The 18,276-nt window shown below is 49.9% G+C and carries 26 protein-coding genes and 4 pseudogenes; 20 read left to right on the top strand and 10 right to left on the bottom strand.

The window, feature by feature from the left end:
- Positions 1 to 107: 107 nt before the first annotated feature.
- Together JCM11216_RS00270 and JCM11216_RS14320 are read left to right on the top strand one after the other, a co-directional pair.
- Positions 108 to 1,119, top strand: a pseudogene (locus tag JCM11216_RS00270) (sulfite exporter TauE/SafE family protein).
- Between the two features lie 69 nt (positions 1,120 to 1,188).
- Positions 1,189 to 1,419, top strand: a pseudogene (locus tag JCM11216_RS14320) (DUF1634 domain-containing protein); the annotation flags it as partial.
- Positions 1,420 to 1,427: 8 nt separating this feature from the next.
- Here the strand turns inward: JCM11216_RS14320 and JCM11216_RS00260 are convergent.
- Both JCM11216_RS00260 and JCM11216_RS00255 read right to left on the bottom strand, forming a co-directional pair.
- On the bottom strand, positions 1,428 to 2,393 hold the full coding sequence (locus JCM11216_RS00260) for an EamA family transporter (RefSeq protein WP_243674546.1): 966 nt from the start codon (positions 2,391 to 2,393) through the stop codon (positions 1,428 to 1,430).
- A gap of 32 nt (positions 2,394 to 2,425) precedes the next feature.
- Positions 2,426 to 3,465, bottom strand: a pseudogene (locus tag JCM11216_RS00255) (MFS transporter).
- Between the two features lie 201 nt (positions 3,466 to 3,666).
- Between JCM11216_RS00255 and JCM11216_RS14315 the strand changes: the two are divergent.
- Together JCM11216_RS14315 and JCM11216_RS14310 are read left to right on the top strand one after the other, a co-directional pair.
- Positions 3,667 to 4,761: a thermopsin family protease gene (locus JCM11216_RS14315; protein ID WP_243674543.1), complete on the top strand. Its 1,095-nt coding sequence runs from the start codon at positions 3,667 to 3,669 to the stop codon at positions 4,759 to 4,761.
- Positions 4,748 to 5,905: a thermopsin family protease gene (locus tag JCM11216_RS14310; RefSeq protein ID WP_243674541.1), complete on the top strand. Its 1,158-nt coding sequence runs from the start codon at positions 4,748 to 4,750 to the stop codon at positions 5,903 to 5,905. Before JCM11216_RS14315 ends, JCM11216_RS14310 begins: the two co-directional genes overlap by 14 nt.
- On the opposite strand, the pseudogene endA reads toward JCM11216_RS14310, so the two are convergent.
- A pseudogene (gene endA / locus JCM11216_RS00245) lies at positions 5,875 to 6,432 on the bottom strand (tRNA-intron lyase). The gene JCM11216_RS14310 and the pseudogene endA overlap by 31 nt on opposite strands.
- A 271-nt stretch (positions 6,433 to 6,703) precedes the next feature.
- Here endA and JCM11216_RS00235 point away from each other — a divergent pair.
- Entirely contained in the window at positions 6,704 to 7,090 is a 387-nt protein-coding gene (locus JCM11216_RS00235; RefSeq protein ID WP_054852940.1) for a hypothetical protein, read from the top strand.
- A gap of 24 nt (positions 7,091 to 7,114) precedes the next feature.
- Here the strand turns inward: JCM11216_RS00235 and JCM11216_RS00230 are convergent, their stop codons facing one another.
- From JCM11216_RS00230 to JCM11216_RS14285, 7 genes are all read right to left on the bottom strand, one after another.
- Positions 7,115 to 7,498, bottom strand: coding sequence for a hypothetical protein (locus tag JCM11216_RS00230; RefSeq protein ID WP_054853128.1), 384 nt, complete (start codon positions 7,496 to 7,498; stop codon positions 7,115 to 7,117).
- Between the two features lie 24 nt (positions 7,499 to 7,522).
- The gene (locus tag JCM11216_RS00225; RefSeq protein WP_243674539.1) at positions 7,523 to 7,765 is read right to left on the bottom strand and encodes a hypothetical protein; all 243 of its coding nucleotides are present in this window, start codon (positions 7,763 to 7,765) and stop codon (positions 7,523 to 7,525) included.
- Positions 7,766 to 7,840: 75 nt separating this feature from the next.
- Positions 7,841 to 8,302 (bottom strand): CBS domain-containing protein, encoded by a 462-nt coding sequence (locus JCM11216_RS14305; protein WP_243674537.1) that lies wholly within the window; start codon positions 8,300 to 8,302, stop codon positions 7,841 to 7,843.
- Positions 8,299 to 8,739 carry an Rrf2 family transcriptional regulator gene (locus tag JCM11216_RS14300; RefSeq protein ID WP_243674535.1) on the bottom strand — a complete coding sequence of 147 codons (441 nt, stop codon included), beginning with the start codon at positions 8,737 to 8,739 and terminating at the stop codon, positions 8,299 to 8,301. Before JCM11216_RS14300 ends, JCM11216_RS14305 begins: the two co-directional genes overlap by 4 nt.
- A 95-nt stretch (positions 8,740 to 8,834) precedes the next feature.
- Positions 8,835 to 9,356, bottom strand: coding sequence for a hypothetical protein (locus tag JCM11216_RS14295; protein WP_243674533.1), 522 nt, complete (start codon positions 9,354 to 9,356; stop codon positions 8,835 to 8,837).
- Positions 9,323 to 9,502 (bottom strand): hypothetical protein, encoded by a 180-nt coding sequence (locus tag JCM11216_RS14290; protein ID WP_243674530.1) that lies wholly within the window; start codon positions 9,500 to 9,502, stop codon positions 9,323 to 9,325. The genes JCM11216_RS14295 and JCM11216_RS14290 overlap by 34 nt, the downstream gene beginning before the upstream one ends.
- Positions 9,480 to 10,049 carry a hypothetical protein gene (locus JCM11216_RS14285; protein WP_243674528.1) on the bottom strand — a complete coding sequence of 190 codons (570 nt, stop codon included), beginning with the start codon at positions 10,047 to 10,049 and terminating at the stop codon, positions 9,480 to 9,482. Before JCM11216_RS14285 ends, JCM11216_RS14290 begins: the two co-directional genes overlap by 23 nt.
- 150 nt (positions 10,050 to 10,199) lie before the next feature.
- Here JCM11216_RS14285 and JCM11216_RS00210 point away from each other — a divergent pair, with 150 nt between their 5' ends.
- The 15 genes from JCM11216_RS00210 to JCM11216_RS00160 all read left to right on the top strand — a co-directional run bounded on the left by JCM11216_RS00210 (position 10,200) and on the right by JCM11216_RS00160 (position 18,228).
- Entirely contained in the window at positions 10,200 to 10,643 is a 444-nt protein-coding gene (locus JCM11216_RS00210) for a hypothetical protein (RefSeq protein WP_054852938.1), read from the top strand.
- A gap of 114 nt (positions 10,644 to 10,757) precedes the next feature.
- Positions 10,758 to 11,087, top strand: coding sequence for a hypothetical protein (locus JCM11216_RS00205; RefSeq protein WP_054852937.1), 330 nt, complete (start codon positions 10,758 to 10,760; stop codon positions 11,085 to 11,087).
- Positions 10,990 to 11,661, top strand: a complete 672-nt coding sequence (locus tag JCM11216_RS00200) for a hypothetical protein (protein WP_243674526.1) — start codon at positions 10,990 to 10,992, stop codon at positions 11,659 to 11,661. The genes JCM11216_RS00205 and JCM11216_RS00200 overlap by 98 nt, the downstream gene beginning before the upstream one ends.
- 137 nt (positions 11,662 to 11,798) lie before the next feature.
- On the top strand, positions 11,799 to 12,044 hold the full coding sequence (locus JCM11216_RS00195; protein ID WP_243674524.1) for a hypothetical protein: 246 nt from the start codon (positions 11,799 to 11,801) through the stop codon (positions 12,042 to 12,044).
- Complete coding sequence (locus JCM11216_RS14280; RefSeq protein WP_243674523.1) at positions 12,038 to 12,181, top strand: hypothetical protein; 144 nt, start codon at positions 12,038 to 12,040, stop codon at positions 12,179 to 12,181. Before JCM11216_RS00195 ends, JCM11216_RS14280 begins: the two co-directional genes overlap by 7 nt.
- 8 nt (positions 12,182 to 12,189) lie before the next feature.
- On the top strand, positions 12,190 to 12,525 hold the full coding sequence (locus tag JCM11216_RS00190; RefSeq protein ID WP_054852934.1) for a hypothetical protein: 336 nt from the start codon (positions 12,190 to 12,192) through the stop codon (positions 12,523 to 12,525).
- A gap of 153 nt (positions 12,526 to 12,678) precedes the next feature.
- A complete protein-coding gene (locus JCM11216_RS00185) occupies positions 12,679 to 14,607 on the top strand; it encodes an ATP-binding protein (protein WP_054852933.1) in 1,929 nt (642 codons plus the stop codon).
- Positions 14,600 to 14,755 (top strand): hypothetical protein, encoded by a 156-nt coding sequence (locus JCM11216_RS14275; protein WP_243674521.1) that lies wholly within the window; start codon positions 14,600 to 14,602, stop codon positions 14,753 to 14,755. The genes JCM11216_RS00185 and JCM11216_RS14275 overlap by 8 nt, the downstream gene beginning before the upstream one ends.
- 165 nt (positions 14,756 to 14,920) lie before the next feature.
- On the top strand, positions 14,921 to 15,355 hold the full coding sequence (locus tag JCM11216_RS14270) for a hypothetical protein (protein WP_243674519.1): 435 nt from the start codon (positions 14,921 to 14,923) through the stop codon (positions 15,353 to 15,355).
- On the top strand, positions 15,327 to 15,521 hold the full coding sequence (locus tag JCM11216_RS14265; protein WP_243674518.1) for a hypothetical protein: 195 nt from the start codon (positions 15,327 to 15,329) through the stop codon (positions 15,519 to 15,521). The genes JCM11216_RS14270 and JCM11216_RS14265 overlap by 29 nt, the downstream gene beginning before the upstream one ends.
- Positions 15,508 to 15,867, top strand: coding sequence for a hypothetical protein (locus JCM11216_RS14260; RefSeq protein WP_243674516.1), 360 nt, complete (start codon positions 15,508 to 15,510; stop codon positions 15,865 to 15,867). Before JCM11216_RS14265 ends, JCM11216_RS14260 begins: the two co-directional genes overlap by 14 nt.
- Positions 15,864 to 16,904, top strand: a complete 1,041-nt coding sequence (locus JCM11216_RS00175; RefSeq protein WP_054852932.1) for an SMC family ATPase — start codon at positions 15,864 to 15,866, stop codon at positions 16,902 to 16,904. Before JCM11216_RS14260 ends, JCM11216_RS00175 begins: the two co-directional genes overlap by 4 nt.
- Positions 16,834 to 17,472, top strand: a complete 639-nt coding sequence (locus tag JCM11216_RS00170; protein ID WP_054852931.1) for a hypothetical protein — start codon at positions 16,834 to 16,836, stop codon at positions 17,470 to 17,472. Before JCM11216_RS00175 ends, JCM11216_RS00170 begins: the two co-directional genes overlap by 71 nt.
- Positions 17,456 to 17,722 (top strand): hypothetical protein, encoded by a 267-nt coding sequence (locus JCM11216_RS00165; protein ID WP_054852930.1) that lies wholly within the window; start codon positions 17,456 to 17,458, stop codon positions 17,720 to 17,722. The genes JCM11216_RS00170 and JCM11216_RS00165 overlap by 17 nt, the downstream gene beginning before the upstream one ends.
- A gap of 128 nt (positions 17,723 to 17,850) precedes the next feature.
- A complete protein-coding gene (locus JCM11216_RS00160; RefSeq protein ID WP_054852929.1) occupies positions 17,851 to 18,228 on the top strand; it encodes a hypothetical protein in 378 nt (125 codons plus the stop codon).
- The last annotated feature ends 48 nt before the right edge of the window (positions 18,229 to 18,276 follow it).

Here is an 18,276-nt window from a genome sequence, read left to right as displayed (position 1 = left end):
TTAATGTTTTAGATTTGAAAATTCCTTAATAACGCACGTAGAATGCACAACAAGTCCCTCGGGGGCAAGTTAGTTTTTTAAGGTCATGCTAATCAAGCTAGGTAGCCATGGTCCTACTTAGAACAATAATTTGTTGCATAGAGTTGCTTGTATTTAGCATAATTGCTGGGCTGCTTGGGTCATTAACAGGGTTAGGAGGCGGAACAGTTCTTGTGCCGCTTCTCACTTTGTTCCTGGGCATACCTATTGCCTACGCTGCTGGTGCATCGTTAATATCCACAATAGCCACTTCGAGCGGCGCAGCCAGTGCCTACATTAGGGATAGGATAACCAACGTAAGGATTGGAATGGGCCTTGAAATAGCAACAACGACAGGCTCAATAGTCGGCTCACTAACTGCTAACTACGTATACACACACGGACTCGCCTGGATTGTATACGTAGTATTCGGTATAGTCATATTGACCTCAATAATACCGACAGCCCAGAGGGGTAAGTACGAAATACCGGACCCAAGAAAGCCTGATTGGACCACGAGGGTGTTTAAGCTATATGGTAGTTACTACGATGATGCCCTTAAGATGGAGGTTAAGTACTGGGGGTGTTCGTTGGTGGCTTGGTGAATTAATAATGTTCTTCGCAGGCTTTATTAGTGGTTTGTTGGGTATTGGTAGTGGCGCCCTTAAGGTCCTTGGGATGGACTGGGCCATGAACCTGCCCATGAAGGTAAGCACAACAACAAGCAACTTCATGATAGGAGTAACGGCAGCCACGGGCAGCGCCCTGTACTGGTACTTCGGCTATATACAGCCTATGATGGCTGCCGTGACCGCGATAGGGGGGGTCTTGATAGGGGCTATGAGTGGTACGAAGATACTGGTGAGGATTACGAATAAGCAGGTTAGGTGGGTCTTCCTGGCAATACTTGCCTTCCTCGGCATGGAGATGCTGCTGAAGGGTCTATACCTGGACCACGTAATAACGATAGCCGTGGCAACCCAGTACCTATTGAGTATAATATTCACAGCAATAGTAATGACAATACTCTACTATCGCTATGGCGTGTTAATGGCTAAGAACGAGAAGAGGACTGCGGTAGGGGGTGGTGGGAATGCCTAAGTGGGATATGGACTACGTGATCGGTTTAACCCTTAGGTACGGCGTGGTAATAAGCATAGCCTAATACTAATTGGCGTTGTCCTATTCCACGTTAAGGGCGAGGCCCTTGGGTGCAGCGAATCTCTGGTCATGAGTCCAACATCCCCCCCAATAAACACCACGGTAATACCGCCGGCATACGCCCTATCCAGGCTTCCTAACCTTGATCCACTCTCATTCATAATACTTGGCCTCATGGTCCTAATAGCAACACCGGTGCTCAGGGTAGCCCTTGGCATTGCCTCCTTCGCCATGGAGAGGGATTGGCTCTACGTATTCATAACGGCCGTGGTATTCATAAACCTGATGCTCGCAATATTCGTATTACCATCAATAATGCACCTACACACGAATGCCCAATTACTAAAACTGCTCTGCCCATCCTCATAAAACCCATCAAGCCCCCCCTCGAAGTACACTATCGTCGACGCGGTTATTATTAGGGCGTAGGCTATAAGTGTCAATGCCGTGGGCACCTGACCAAAGAGCAGGAACCCCCAGAGAGCCGCCAGTACGGGTTCCACCGTGGCTATGACCGAGGCCGTGGAGGCCCTTACCCTAGACACACCCATTGCGAAGAGTCTATAGGGTATCACGGTGGTCACAATGCCCAGGTAAACACCCCACAGGGCTGGATTGACTATTGGCCTCCAGGAACCCGTAATGATTGAGTAGGCGATGGCTGTTGGTGCCGTAATTATTAAGGTATATGGTATTGCGCCCCAGGAAACATCAACCTCATTACCCACCCTGGCAAACCTCCTGGCTAGGGCTATGTATGTGCCATAGGAGGTGCCCGAGAGCAGGCCCAGAAGCACGCCAATGAGGCTTATCGAACCCTTGATCGTCTGAGCACCAATTAATGTAATTGCGATTATCACCAGCGAGACACCGACAACACCACGCTTACTTGGTTTCTCACCCATGCCGAGGGCCACTAACGTAGTCCATAGGGGGGGCGCCGTGTAGAGTAGGAAGGCTGCGAGACCCACGCCGGCCGTTACGGCCGCCAGTGGGTATGCTGAGAATAATACGCCGAGGGCTATGCCCGTTAATACGGAGGCCCTATTAAGGACTCTCCGTATAAATAATGAGGCCAGGGACGCGAATAGGGACCTAAAGAGACCAAGCATAATTGGGTTCCCGCTATATACGCTGGCCACGCCTATTGTTGACCAAAGCGCCGCCGCAGCCACTATGTAAAGTCCAGGCCACAAGCCATCCTTACCGCCCACGTTGCAGTGAGTATTGGCGTTCTTAATGAGTGTTACGCCCTCCGGGAAATCACCAGGGCATCCTTAATGATGATTGAGTAAAGGCCCGATGATGATATGGCCACCGCGAATACAAAGCCCCCCCACAGCGCAAGTGGTTGCTTGATTGCGTAGGTCAGGAGCACGCCGGAGATCGATGATGCCATGGTCCTGCCCAGGCCGGTAATAAGTGAGTATAGGCCCATGTACCTACCCCCCCTGGACCTTGGGTCCGCCAGGGCATTGGCTATGCTCTGCGATAGCGGCGAGACAACCATCTCGGCAAGCGTTATGAAGAACATGTCCAACACGGCCCAGGTAAAGCCCGGTATGAAGGCCACGGCCAGGTAACTCACGCCGTAAATAACCATACCAAGCGATATCAAGCTCGGTCTCCTTAAGTACCTGCCAATAAAGTCCTGGAGGAAGACCACCAGTAATCCATTCTCCATGTACAGCAGACCAACCTGGAAGGTGGTTAGGCCGTCATGCATGTTATAGAATGTTAGTAGCGGAAAGCCTAATTGGCCCATTACCAGGAATGTTAGGAAGGACGGTATTAGAAACATCGCGAATGCCCTGTTCACGTGGAATGTCAACCCAGCCTCAACCGTGTAGTTAGGCTCTGGCAGAGTCATTAATAGTGGTAATGCCGCCAGTGGTATTACGAACCGAGGAGCATGAGCATTCTAAAGCCATAGATCTCATAGAGTAGACCACCAATGGCTGGTCCCACCGCCCACCCGGCATTAACCCCCCCCACCCTAAGCCTGCTGAAGTACTTAACAAGTGACGTGAATCCCCCCCTAGCGTAGTCGCCGACGATTGACGTATTGGCTACACCATAGGCGTTGTTGAAGAATGACTGGGTGAGTACCATTAAAACGACAATGAGTGGCTTATTAATTGCGTAGGCGATGATTAGGGCTATTGATGATGACACCGCCGAAATGACCATTGTCCGGACCCTACCGAGGAAGTCTGCTAGGTAACCACCGATTATGAAGGCTATTGAGCTAACCACGGCCTGGGCCACGTAGAATAGGGAGACCAGAGTGAGGGGTAGTTTGTAGTATTGGAATAGGGCGAATCCAGTGAACGACCACAGAAGCGAGCCGCCCCAGTGATCTTACGGCACCAATCAATGCAAGTTTATTGCTCAGTTCCATTTATCCCAATGGTTAATACCCCCCCACCCTATTAAGCTATTCCATTAGTTAGACACCCTTTTAAGTGACCTTGACAACCAACTCACGTGCTGGACCCATTAACGTTACTGGCAATACTCGTGGCACTACCCAACGGTACCACGTACCAGGTAAGCCCATTAATCAATAATTACGGGATTTACACATACCCAATTAATTACGCCGTGATTTACAACCACGTGATTGGCTCAGGCACGTACTTAATGATGATAGCCCCAGGCACGTACTACTCAGTGAGCGCGTATGGCCCCGGGCCAATGGGGGGGTTATACCTAACATCGAACGCCGATGTACTATTGCTTGTACTGAGTAGTCAGGGTTTCAGCGAGTTGAAGTCTGGGGGGGCTACGGTTAAGCCATTATTTGCTTATTATGGGCAGGAACTCAATGCCACCATCGAATTACCCAGTGATGAGTATTACATCGTTGTTATTAACAATGGCTCAGCGATGGCCCGGGTAATGCTCGTGATGGCCCGCAATTACTCAACGCCAATTACGAATGCGCCAATTGGTATTGTTGATTATGGGTTGATGCCCTCGCAGGTGGGTTACATACCGTATTCATACATAACCAATGAGTTCCTTGGTGAGGCGAGGATACTGAGCATTGGCGTTCAGTCACTAACTAACTATTTCTCAATGCCGCCGGGCTCCTTCTCACTACAGTTGAATGCCGTGCTTGAGATGGTGGTTAATAATCAAACCCAGTATTACTGGGTTCAGAATGTCCTAATTATTGACCCTACCTATGGCTTAATGGCGCCACTTGTTAATGTTTGGAACATGAGTAGTGCTGAGTTATTCATGGATCCGCTATTCATCGTTGGGCGCGGTTCGGTAATGAATAACGAGGTCTACGCATACATGGGTAACTGGACACCTTATGAAATGCCCTTAGCCGTGAACTTGACAATAATAACGAACAAGACCGTTAATGGCTTTCCCCCCCAGGTACTCATTGGCTACTCAATGGGCGGCGTCAATACGCTTGTTGATAATGTCACATTCCTAGTGACCCCCCCATCGTGGGGGGGCCCGTACCTAGTCGTGAACGGCTCAGAGTACTCACCACTGGGTTACCTAATTGATGCCGAGTTCGTGATTGGGGGGCCCGGGTTACGGGGCGATGGTGAGGGTTAATGAACTAAATGCGCTGCTGTCCCTTTATTACAAGGGGCCCAGCGGCGATTTGCTGCCGGTACCGAGTGCCTGGAGCATGGGTAGTGATACCGGTGAGACCGTGGTTAATGCCAGGCTTACGCCATCGCCCCCAGGTACCGTGGAGGTGACAACTGGCAGTGAGTATATAGGGCCCTTGATCAACGCTGATTACCTAGCATTTCTCATAATCAATGGCTACCTACTCAATAACCAGAACATTGCCTCCATTGAGTTACCGCTACCCGTTAATTCCAGGGTAGTCATAACGATCCCGCGGGGTGTTTACCTTGGGAACAACACGTTACTTAGGTTAGCCGGTCTACTCATTAATAATGAGTATATTAATTCCACAGGGTTGACATTGGTAATGAACCAGTCATATGTGGTTAACTACTTATGGATTAAGTATTACAGGTTAAACGTTGTTGACCCGTCAAACCAACTCACGAACCTAAGTGGTTGGTATAATGAGGATAGTATAGTCAACATTACCGTACCCAAAACAATTATTTACCTAGGTAACGAAACAAGACTTGCATTCACTGGCTTCACCACAAACGCCACGCGCTACGTCATCACGAACAATACGCTTATCCTACTCATGGATAGACCCGTGACCGTCACCGTTAACTGGATCAGGGAGTACAACGCCTCGTTAATCCTATACACCATTAATGGGGCTTACGTCGGCACGGTATACCTGGGGGGGTGGGTTAGGTATGGTGAGGAGGTAACTAACGTGAGTGTTAATGGTATCACCTACGAGTTGAGGACTCCGTTGATCATAAGCGGCGTGAATGGCACGGCAGTGCTTAACGCAGAGTATAGGGAGTTCAGCGTTAGGGATGTCCTTGGTCTACCCGAGCCCTTCACGCAAGTCGTTATTAAATGTGGTGTTCAGGAATTAAGTGGCGTGACGAATGCCTATGGAGTAACCCAGGAATTGCTAGTGCCGATTAATGCAGTGTGCGTTGTCGAAGCGCCAGTGATTGGTTACTACGGCATTGCGCTGATGATTGCCTTGGTTCTAATCGCAATATTACTGATTATTCAATTAACTCGGCGTAGTGTAGGAGCTAATGAGGGAGAGTACTATGCCCTCCACCATTCAAAGGCCACATAGTGTATCTTACTATCAACCTCACTCTGCGTTGCCAGGACAAACCTCTTATTCACACTGTGGCTAAGCCTAGCAGCCTCGTTATGTCCAGGGCGCTCACGGCTCTCCTAGGCTCTATGAAGTGCAGTAGGACTGGTGCGTGGTCGATGCCAGGCCCCCCCTCTCGTAAACTGCGAATAACGAACCAAACTTAAGCCCGCTCTTTACAACGAAGCCCCCCCATCTCTCAGCTCCTTATATATTGTGTATACTTGGTCGAAGTTAACCACTGTGCTCCGCCCAACCCTAACCAAGTCATCCCTCGTTAGCTTATTGCCATCCTCATCAAAGATCTCCAGGAGGCCCTTATCCATCAGGTACAGGGCCTCGATAATTGATAATTGGAGTGGTGTATTCACGTTATTAACCTCATTCAGCTTAACCTTATCCTCATTAATGAACTTACCAAAGAAGCCCATTGAGTAGAGTCTCCTGGCATCATCAATGCCCGTAACAACCACAGCACTGCCAATTAAGTAACCCTTAAACATGGCATGTCCTAAACCGGAAGTAGGCAAAGGTCCTAATAACAATTTCCTCGTGCCTATTTACGAGTTGGCGCCGTGGGTGCCCGGTGCCCTACTTCGGCCTTGGTTTTGCATCTCAACGTCGATGCTGCCCATTAATAATGGGCCACTAATGCCTTATTTATGGATTAATAATTACTATGCCATGCTATGGTTAATGCGTATCACTTAATGGCACTATTTCACGTAGTTGGGTTTTTATATTTCCTCAGTCTCCTCACAGCCTATTAGGATCGTGTTCTGGATCGAAGGTGGTGGTGTTTGTAATGAGCTTGGCCAGGTTTACGATTCACTCGGCATAAGGTTTAGGTGCACATCTGGGAGTAAGCGGAGGGCCTTTAAGCAATTTGGTGTATTTGATGATGACTTGGACTTCGCCTTCGAGTTCCTCAGGGCATGCCGTACTGCGACCCTATGCATAGCCGTAGTTAGGGATGAAAGGATTGAACGTTTCATAAACAAGTTCGTGTTAGGGCGTTATAGGGGTATTGCTGATAGGGTGTTTGTTTATAGGACGCCTAAGTTCACGATGAGTAGGGATGAGTTACTTAGATTCTCAATGAGGGTGTTGGATGAAGTACTGGCTATATTGGCGCTGGGGGTACTTATGCATAAAGTGTAGGGTTGTGTTAACAGCTTATACTACCTATTGCTCAGCTTCGCCCTCCCTTGGGGCTCTAACGGTTGCAATGCTGTTATCCGCAACACCTAGTTTCTTCATTTCCTCCTCATTGCACCAAACCTCGTTCTTTGGTACATCCTCACTAGGTATTACTGCGAATATGTACTTTCTTTCCCTAGAGCCACCACCGACCAATACAATCTCCACCTTGCCACTGATCTCCAATTCCCTCATTGTTTCAGGGTTCATCTTAGCCTTACCCTCATCCACGTCACCCCTACGCCTAATCCTCAACCTCCTCTCACGCCTCTCCCTCTTCTCCTCAGGCTTGATTCCGCTCGGCGTTAGGAAGCTCGGTATCAAAAGCTTCCTCGCGGGCTTACCCTCACTCGGCTTATTCTCGCTCATCAACCTAGTCACTGCGTGAACCCCTTATTTATTCTTAACCTCACTGACTAAACCCAACTCCCTGGCACAATCAATGCAGTACCTACTAAGGCCGACCCTAACACTATCCCTCCTACAAACCAACCTACCGCACCTGGCGCAATGCCCAATGGCGAGTCTCTCACGGCATACCTGGCACAGGGTTGCTGAGCAGGCCTTACATGCGTTAATTGAGTGATCAAAGTCGTCACTACACACATACCTGCCGCAAACCCTGCACCTAATCACTGCAGGTTTCTCCTCGCAAATGTCACAGAGGTGGACTGACTTAATACTTGTCAACGAGTGTTGCGTTTTAAATACTTAATCAAGTGATGCCAGGTACTGCAGTATGTCCGTCCTGGTTATTATGCCCACGGGCTTACCGCCGCTAACCACTATTAACCTACCTATCTTGTTAACGGTCATTAATCTCATGGCGTCGTAAATATCAGCCTCCTTATCAACTGTCGGTACATCCCTCCTCATGTAATCCTCAATCCTGGCATTTAGGTCACCCTCGTAGTAAGCCTTGGATACTTCGCTGGTTGTTATTAAACCAACAATCCTACCTTCATCGTCAATTACGGGTAATGCCCTAATCTTCCTCTCGGCGAAGATCTTCGCCGCATCCTTGAGTGATGAGTCATGCCTTATGGTTATCACGTTCTTACTCATCAACGCCTCAACCTTAACCTTTGGTATGGCTATCAACTTATTAATGGCGACCACTAACTCCCTCAACCCCCCCTCATTCTTCTCCGTAATCACACCCTCAATAATCACCCTACTATTCGCCGTAGGCCAATCCTAACATTATCACCAATCCTAATATTCTTCATATCACCAATAACCCTCACAAGCGCCCTATTACTGAACGGGTTAATTACGTCAAGGAGTTCAATACCCGTCACGTATAGGTTCGTGGGTAACTTATTAATTGATATGGGGGGGGCAATGTCCAGGGCAAACACGGTATTCGTAGGCATCTTAACATACTCAAGGGCCTTTTGGGTCGGTACATAACCACCGTAGGGCCCGGTCTTAGACTCTATGTAGCCCATGGCCCTCAGGGCGACCATTGAGTTCCTGACAGTTCCCTCATTAATACTGAGTTTCTCGGCAATATCCCTGGACTTAACCGGCTTTTTAGACATCATATATAACTCAACAAGTGCATTAAGTATCGAGGCATAGGTCGATGGTAACTTCTCAATCATCATTTCTAATCACTACTTTCTATATAAACTATTATTTATAATTTTTATCCACCATAAAACACGCGAACTTCTTGTTCATTATTAATAATTATCCTTAATTATTTATAATTCGATAATGCACGAAAAACCCTAACCTTCCTATTACCATAAACCTCATAATCAACAGTAACAAGACCCCCCCGCCTGACCAATGAATTCAAGGCCTTATAAATCCCCCCCTGAATAGTGGCCGTGCCACCCAGCCTCTCCCAAACTTCATAAGCCGTCAGCGGCCTCGAACCCTCCAAAACCCCCCCGAGTATGGCCTCCTGAAGCTTCGTTAGGCCACCGAGTTCCCTACCAACCCTGTACTCCTTGATCCCCCCCGTACCCGTTATAACGGCCACGTAATCCCTACCAAGCGTTGAGGCCACGGCATAGGCCATGGCGGACACGGGCTTGACGTACATACCACCCCCCCTCGCCAACTCGATCATTGACCTTATGGTCTCCTCATCACCCACATCAACAACCCTAGCCCCCCCAGCGGCCTTGACAAGCCAATCACTGATTTCCGTCATTTGACCAGCCCTATGCTTAACGAGTATTAGCCTCGGTAATTCACTAATGAGCCCCCCCACTCACGTAATTCCCTAAAGCCCTCATAAATCGCGAGGGCCAGGTAACCCCTCTCCATGGGTAGCACCACGCCCTCAACCTCACCAACTTGCTCATAAAGCTCGTAGGCAATGGTCTTAACACCATCAAGGAATAGGGGGCTCGCCATAAATTATGTCAACCCTATGCCCGCCCTCACTAAACTCGATGGTAACGTTACTCATGGTAGATAACCTAAGGAGCTCCGCATAGGCACCCACGTGGTCGGGATTCACATAGACCCTAATGCCAATGCCGGCCGCGTTAGCGTAGGTGGCTATTGACAACGTGAAGTCCTCCTCAAACAAAACCTTAACCTCACCGCTCACATTACTAATTAGAACCGAGGAACCCCCCCTGTCCATGAAGGAGCCCGTTGGGTTCCTGGACTCATCCTTAATCATAACCCCCCCATTGACCCTCCTAATCCTCGTAAGGCCCTCACCGAGGGTTACAGCCTTGTCACCATAGTTCAGCACAGACGCGTACCTAAGGATGCTCGGCTTCTCCCTATCAATCCTAAGGACACCCCTAGGCTCAACAATTAACGGAAAGCCACACCTGGGACATAGCGGACCATCACTAGGTCCCAAGTAGCCACACCTCAGGCACCTAAGTCGTAATGTACCCCACCTGTTCACGTATATTGTATACGCGCTAACCTTATTACTATTCACTGGCACCTTACCAAGGCCTTTAATTGCGTGGCTGCCTACCCTTCAATCCCTGTTTTCTCGTTATTTTTCAATTTTATTGTGAAAGTATACAAAAATGATTTACAAATGATTCAATAATTTTTAAAATCCCCCCCCACTGGTATTTAAGTTATGCCCAAGGATGCTCGTGATGCCGATCTAGAGCAAGTAATTCGCAAAATTAACGATTACCTTAATGTATGGGGCGGCGATGTTGTTAAGGTACTGGCCATGGCTCTAATCATTAGGGAGTTATTTAAGGGCAGAGGTGGCGCTGGGCCTGGTTATTATGTGATGACTCCATACTTCATGGGCAGGCTTACCCACTGGATATCAGGTGGGCGGGTATTATTGAATGAGGAAGTCATCAATTGGCTAGCCGCTAGGCATGATGAAATCACTGAAAGGGCGCTAACGCTTATTGTCAACACATTAATGGGCGGAATTACCGAGGACTACGAACACCTGAGGGATGTGCTGAGGCCGTGGATTAACCACGGCACAGTCAACCTCGGAATAAGCACTAGGGATGATGCCATTAAGTACATAGTTGGGTATTACGGGGGGGTGAGGTGAGGAGGGAGTTTGCTGGATTGGACGATAAATGCTGGGGTACGTTGGTGCTACTACTCGGCATTGTGTGGGGGGGTGCTACGCGATTAGGGACCTTGGGGGGGCACGGCCAATGACTTGATGCCGCTGGTCAGACCGGCCGTAGAGTTCCTAAGCGATGCCGGTAGGGTTAATGAATGCATGGCATTGAAACTACTGATGGTAAATAATGAGATAACACCACTCACTGAGATACTGCTGGTTGGGCCTGTCATGGGGTATACTAGCCCCCCCGTACTTGATGCATTGGCTGAGGGTAGGAGCGGCGATGTTGAGAGGGACTTAGGTGAGTTCATAAGGGTTATCGAGGATGGTAGGGAGAGGAATAGGGGGTCTAGGTCTCGCCGAGGGGCTTTACGCACTTGGTTTAGTAGTGCTTACGGCATACGCCGTGAAGGTGGGCCTTAATGGTTACAGGGCTAATAATGAACTTGGGACTAAGGCTCTCAGAATCGCTAATTGGGTGGTACGCCTCATTCAGCGGCCAAGCTCATTAACTAGGTTGGTTAGGTTGTTGATCAGTTTGAGGAGTTCATCGCTTGACGATTGGGCTGCATTACTCCATAACGTCAGTGCGGTTGTGGATCAGGAAGGCGCATTACGTGAGTTGGCTCAGTATGTGGATGGCCTATGGAAGATTCGTAGAAACCTCAGTAATTGGGGGGGCAGGGCATTCCTACTAATGGCTATGGCAAATACCCTCAGGGTGAGGACAAACAGATGCAAGGTCTTTAGGAGCATCCTAGGTGCAATAGGTGGGTTGAACAGTGAGGTACTTAGTACGCTTGTTAAGGCCCACGTTCACCTAAAGCTCACCGAGGCTGGTCCTCACTGCGGTGTTGACCCAGCGGATAGATTGGGTGGGCTTATCAGTAAGGTTGAGGGGGGGATGAGGGGAAGCGTGGAGATCAGTAATGAGGGCCTCATGGACTTCCTAAGGCGTCTAAGCACCAAGGCTTTAGGGACACCCTTGAGTACCTAGTGGATTGGGAGTTGGTGAGGCTTTACATCGCCATGGGTAAGATTAGTGTGGATAAGGATTGGCTCGATGATGCCTGAAGTACCTTGAGAAGTCCAGAGGCATCAGTGAGAGGATTGGAGATTGGTGGGGGCTTTATCATGGCATCTAGCTTAATCGCTAGGGTCAGATTGATTAGGGCTTCTGAGGATATTAACGAATTTATCAATGCAGGTAAGAAGTTTGAGGAGGTTTATGGGCTGGCCGTGGAGAAGCTAGGGCCTGCATTTACTGAATCTACCACACTCACTCGTTTAGCAATCGAATACGCGGCTTACTTGGGCATGACTAATGATGGCGCCAAGGCCAGTGAGGTAATGATGGGGGGGTTGCACAGTCGATGGTGAAGGACGTCTTTACCTACGCGGCCGCTAGACTATTCCTAAATTGGCTTGGGGGGGTAACGAGTGTTGGTAGGCCGAGGGCTGAGGAGTTGGTGAGTGCGGTGAGGGAGTACGTAGATGCCACGTTTATGCCAGCCTGAAGAGGGCGTTGGGTGTTTACACTGACCACTGTGATAGTGCATGTGGTGGAAATTCACTGTGTAGGCTGGCGTGCCTAGCCGTTGAGGAAAGCGTTAGCGCTGGGGGGGCTTTGGTTCAGGCCATTGCACCACTGCGTTCGCACGCCCTCCTCATCCTGGTCCTGAACGCCTTGATTAATGGCAATTACGTGGCTGCTAGGGCTATGGCAATGGTTGGTATACGCATGAGGGGGGGATTACCCATAATTAGTAGGTTATTTGCCGGGCTTTATAGTGCCATAAGGAATAATGATAGAGACGCCATCACACTCGCGCTCATCAAGTTATTTTACTACCACATCTAGTTTCAGAATCATTAATGCAGTACCGATGTATTTACAGTGTATGGCTAGGTCCTGGTGGAATCAACACTGAGAGTGAAAGTTTTGCCTAGGCCTACTCAAGGCCTGTCAGCAACATGTTAAATACCCAGTGCATCGTGGGTTTCCTGCCTAGTCATGACTAATGAGGTTGGGTTTATCGTCAATGTGGAAAGTCCGTTAGTGTACGTGATTTCCATAAAGAGAAACAGCGGCATTAACCGTTATGACTACGTATACATACCCATGAGGGACTACGTTGATGATAAGGAAGTCAACGTCAACGTGCTCGGCCAGGTACTATGGATAAGGCGCGAACCTATAGTTGGTGCTGATGGTTATGTAGCCGATGTCCTGGACAACATGCCCAGAGACAGCATTGTCGAGGTTGTCCAGGCCAGGGTAATGGTGCTCGGTTATAAGTACGGCGATAAGATATACATGCCGAGGACAACACCTGCCGTGGGCACGCCTGTGTACCTAGCCGACACAGGCATGGTCAGCGAATTCGTGAGGGTAGACCCAGAGAGGGCCCTATGCATTGGCAGGCTTTCCCTTAGGTCCGGCGTACCCTATTGCATAGACATGAATGGCCTCAGGAGGCACCTGGCCATAATAGCATCCACGGGCTCCGGGAAGACGTGGTCCTCAGTAATACTCATTGAGGAACTACTGAAGAAGGGCGCCACGGTGCTCGTCATAGACCCACACGGTGAATACGTACACATAAAGAGCAGCATCTCAAGGCTTGGTCCTCAATTCCTCGATAAGGTCATCGTGATAACGGCATCCGAGGTCGGCACCGGCGACTTGAGGTATAGGATAAACACGATGAAGGTTCAGCCGGAGGTCCTGGCGGACGTCGCAGGTGTTCCGAGGGGGGGTGCCTCCAAGATTAGGTACGTCATATACCTGGTTCATACCCTCATCAGGACCATCGTTAAGTACAGCGGTGCTAGGCAATTGGGTACCCTGGACTCAATGATTAAGGTCATTAATGAGATTCTTGAGTATGGAACAAACACGAGCATTGATAGGATACTTAAGAAGCTCAATGCATCGCTTAATGATGAGGGTAGGAGGAAGGCGGAGAAGGTGTTGAAGGAACTCGAGGACTTAATAGATAGTAAGACCAAGAAGGCACTACTTGTTAGCACCAGGGTTTATTTAAGGAGACTCAGGAGGATTGGGCTTTACACGCACTGGTCATTACCACTTGATAAGGTCCTGAGGCCTGGCTCGGTAACCATCATTAACCTCGCAGGCTTAAGTGACGAGGTTCAGGACCACGTTGTGTACCACGTACTGAGTAGGGTGTTTAGGGCTAGGGTTAATTACGTGAGGAACTTGCCAGGGCCTAGGTACCCATTCCCCCCCGTGGTTGTCATTCTCGAGGAGGCCCATAGGTTCGCCCAGCCCAGGGCCGTTAAGTCAACACTGAGCCTGGGCGTTATCTCTAGGATAGCTGGTGAGGGGCGTAAGTTCGGCGTCTACCTAGTCGTGATAACCCAGAGGCCGTCTAAGGTTGACCCGGACGTGCTCAGTCAGTGCAATAGTCAGATAATACTGAGGCTTGTTAATCAGAGGGACGTAATGGCCGTACTCAGCGCCAGTGAGGTGCTTAATGAGGAGCTGGGCAGGTTAATACCTATGCTTGACGTTGGTGAGGGAATAGTCGTAGGCCCAATAACACCGCTACCGCTGGTGATTAGGCTTAGGGATAGGGTGCTTGATTACGGCGGCTCAGACATAGACCTAAGCAAGGCATGGAACACCCAGGTCAACCTAGGTATTGAGGAGTTGAGGGATAAGGTCGAGAAAGCCCTGAGCACCAGGGTTAGTGCAAGGAGCGTGCTTGAGGCGGCCCCCCCATTAATTAGTGAGGTTAGTGATGTGAGTATGGACACGGGAGTCCTCAGCGGCAGGGTTGGTGATGTTCACGTTGAGGTGAGGCTTGGCGAGAATACCTGGAGCTGCGAGGTGTGTGGCTCTACGTATGAGCCATGCCCACACGTAATAGCACTGACAGCAAAAGCAATTAAGGATGGATTACTGAAGGTTGGTTAGAATGCTAATTGCGCAATTAGCCGACGTACACCTGGGCCATCGACAGTACGGACTAGAGGAGAGGCTTGAGGATTATAACAGGGCATTCCTGAACGCCGTCGATGAGCTGGTACGGCTCAGGGAGGAGAGGGGGGGTTGGACACGGTGATCATTAGCGGGGGGGACTTCTTCGACACCCAGAGGCCGTCGCCCAGCATATACATAACGGCGATTAGGGGGTTAACAAGGCTTAGGGAGGTTGGTATCAGGGTCATAGTCATTAGGGGGTAATCACGACTCATCCGTCATAAACCCAATCGAGAACCCACTTGCCGTGCTCCATCAGATGGGTTTGATTCAGTACTTGGATAATGGCTACGTGGATCTGGGCGGTGTTAGGCTGATCGGTGTTGGCACGGTGTATACGGACATGCAGAACAAATTAGTTAATTCACTAAATGCCCTGAGGGGGGGCAACGGCATTAACATAGCCGTTATTCACCAATACATCGAGGGCGCGCCGTACATATACCCAATGCCTAACGTGGATGTCTTCATGATTAATGAAAAGCCACTGGCTCAGTTGGGCATTGATTACTTCGCCGTGGGGGGGCACATACACGAGCATGGGCTTAAGCACCCGAGGATTAACGCTGTTTATTCAGGCTCCCTCGAGGTTTGGGATGCCAGGGAATTCGAGGTTTATGAGTACGCCAACGGAAAACTAAGGAAGGTTAAGGATGTCGACCCGAAGCTTTCTACTACTTGATGTTGGTGGTAATGGCGTTAGGGTCAGCGATGTTAGGCTTGGGGTTTCCAGGAGATTGGCGAGGGTGAGGATTAGGTATGAGGAGGCTAAGCCCAGCGTTGTTAAGGGTGACGTGTCGTACATAGCCAGTAACATGGATCAGAGGGGGTTCGTTGATCATCCTTGAGATTGAGGGCAGGGTAGCCGGCGGCTACTCCACGAGGGACTTCAACGCCAATGAGCTTAGGAAGCTCTTCAGTAGGGCTTGGGTCGACGTTAGGCTAAGCCTGGAGAGGCGGGTTGGTGAGGGTGAGAGGTCGATTAGGGTTTTTGGTGGTATTAATGAGATAATTAGGCAGGCCCTTAAGTCGAGGCTGGGCAATGATGAGTTGGTGAGCGCTGTCATGGATATCATCGAGAGGGTTAGGGCTGATGATGAGGATGGTGCCCTGAAGACCCTGGAGAACCTGGTCGGCGTGCCACTCAGGGGGGGTAGTAAATCAATCACCGATTGGTTGGGTGTTAAATCATGATAACCAGGATTGAGATTGAGAATTTTAGGTCAATAATTAGGGGGGGTAGGGCCGTAATCACTGAGGGCATTAACTTCATACATGGACCTAACGGCTCCGGTAAGACGAGCATACTCGAAGCAATTGCAATAGCCCTTTACGGCTCTGAGTGGGTTAGGGGGGGTAAGTATAGGCTTGGTGACCTCGTGAGGCGCGGCGCCTCCAGCGCCATTATTCGCCTAGAGTACGTGGGGATTGATGGGCGTAAGTACCTGGTACAGAGGGCCTTCAGTACCGAGAAGACCCTCGAGTCGCAGACCTACGTCCTCGATGATGTCGGTAAGAGGGTTGCGGCTAGGGATAGGGAGGTCACGCAATTCGTGGTTAAAACCACGGGCATCGACCTCGACACATTCTCGGAACTCCTCTACGTGAGGCAGGGAGAGATTAGGGAGATACTCAGGAGCGGCAGGAAAGGCGAGTTCAGGTTGGACACCCTACTCAAGCTAGACGCCATTGAGAGGGCCAGGCAGGACGTGGTTAGGGAGGGGCTTAGGGCCGTGACCAGCATTACCGAGGGGGGGCTTAGGGGTAGGCTTGAGGTTCTTGAACGTGAATTGAGGAGTAGAAGGGAGGAATTAACCAGGTTGGATGGTGAAGTCTCCATCGCTGAGAAGGCTCTGAGCGAGAGGGAGGACGAGCTTAAGGCCGTTGAGGAGGAGTTGAGTAGGTTAATGAGTAGTGAGGAGGAGTTGGAGAGACTTGAGGGTGAGTATGCAGAGTTGAGGCAGAGGCTCTCAATGCTTAGTGAGGAGGAGGGTAGGGTCGTGAATGAAATTAACACGTTGAGGAATACACTAAACCAACTGGGTCGGTTGAGGACTAGGGTCCTTGAGCTTGAGTCCGTGATATCCAGGGAGGATGAGTTGAGGACTAGGCTTGAGGAGTTAATGAGTAGGAGGGATGATGTTAAGGCGAGGCTGGCACTTGCCCGGGGGGGCTATAGGCAGAGGGCTGGGGGGGAGATTAGGAGGGAGTTGGGGGGGGAGTATCGATGATAGTATTAGGAAGTTAAATGATGAGCTTGACAGGATTAATGGGCTAAAGGCGAGGGCGGAGGAGCTGAGGAAGGGGGGGTTAGCTAGGAAGGCGTCTATGGATGTGGAGATCAACAGCGTTAGGGAGGAGCTTGCCCGGGTTAATGCGGAGATTGAGCACGTAGAGACGGAATTAAGCCTGCTGAGGGGGGGTGGCTCTGTCGAGAGGTGCCCGTTGTGTGGTAGGCCATTGGATAGGGAGTTGGCTCAGGAGCTTGTGGTGAGTAGGGAGGTTAGGTTGAGGGAGTTGATGAGGAGGAGGGAGGAGTTAATGAGTAGGTTGAGTAGGCTTAGTGGTGAGGCCGTGGAACTGGATAGGTTAGAGAACGAGTTGAGGAGTATCGAGGGTGAGTTGAGTAAGGAGGTCGTAGTTAAGGCGTCCCTCGAGGACTTACGCAGAAGGAGGGACTCACTGCTTGAGGAGTTATCTAGGTTGGATGGTTATGATGAGGAGACATTGAGGAGGGAGTTGAAGGAGGTGGAAGATGAATTAAGTAGACTGAATAGGGAGCTTGAGGAGTTGGGGTAGGGCTAAGGTTGAACTTGCCGAGTTGAGGGGGGGTAAGTTGGCGAGTGCTGATGAGCTTGAGGGGGGGAGGATTAAGGATGGTGAGACTAGGTTGTTGGGTATACGTAGTGAGAAGTTGAGGGTTGAGGGTAGGCTTAGGGGAGTTGGAGGGGGGGGAGGATTAAGGAGCTTGAGGGGTATTAGGGCTAGGATTAAGGAGTTGGGTGCAAAGAGGGATTCGTTGATGAGGGGAGGTTGGGGGGGGAGTTGAGGGGGGGGTAGGATCAACGCGCTTAGGGGATAGGATTGAGAAGTTGAGGGGGGGGCGAGTTAGCGGGTAGGGAGTCGGAGGTTGGCAGGGTAAGGAACGAGTTAGGTAAGTATGTTGGTGTCTCTGACATGCTCAGTAGGCTTCAGCAGGTTCTTGATGACGTTAAGCCCGTGGTTAGGAAGATATTCCTTGATTCAGTTAATGAGGAATTGAATGTAATGATGAAGGAATTAATGCATAAGGCCTCATACGCGTCCATGGAGGTCAATGACGAATACGATGTCGTGATCAAGAGGAACGACGGAGTCTCACTACCCGTTGAGGCGCTATCCATAGGTGAGAGGAACCTAGTCTCCCTAATGCTTAGGTACGCGATCGCCAGGGTGGTCATGGGCTTAATACCAGTACTAATACTTGATGAGCCACGGAGCACCTGGACGAGGAGCATAGGCGTAGGGTTGGTGATTGGATTAGGAGCCTTAGTAATGGTGTTAGGACTGTCATAATAACATCACATGTTGATGCGTTGGAGACGATAGCCGATAACGTGATTA

Source organism: Vulcanisaeta distributa JCM 11216, assembly GCF_001315985.1.
Lineage (GTDB): Archaea > Thermoproteota > Thermoprotei > Thermoproteales > Thermocladiaceae > Vulcanisaeta > Vulcanisaeta distributa_E.
The sequence above is the reverse complement of the archived record's forward strand: the minus strand, read 5'-3'. Positions and strand labels throughout refer to the sequence as shown.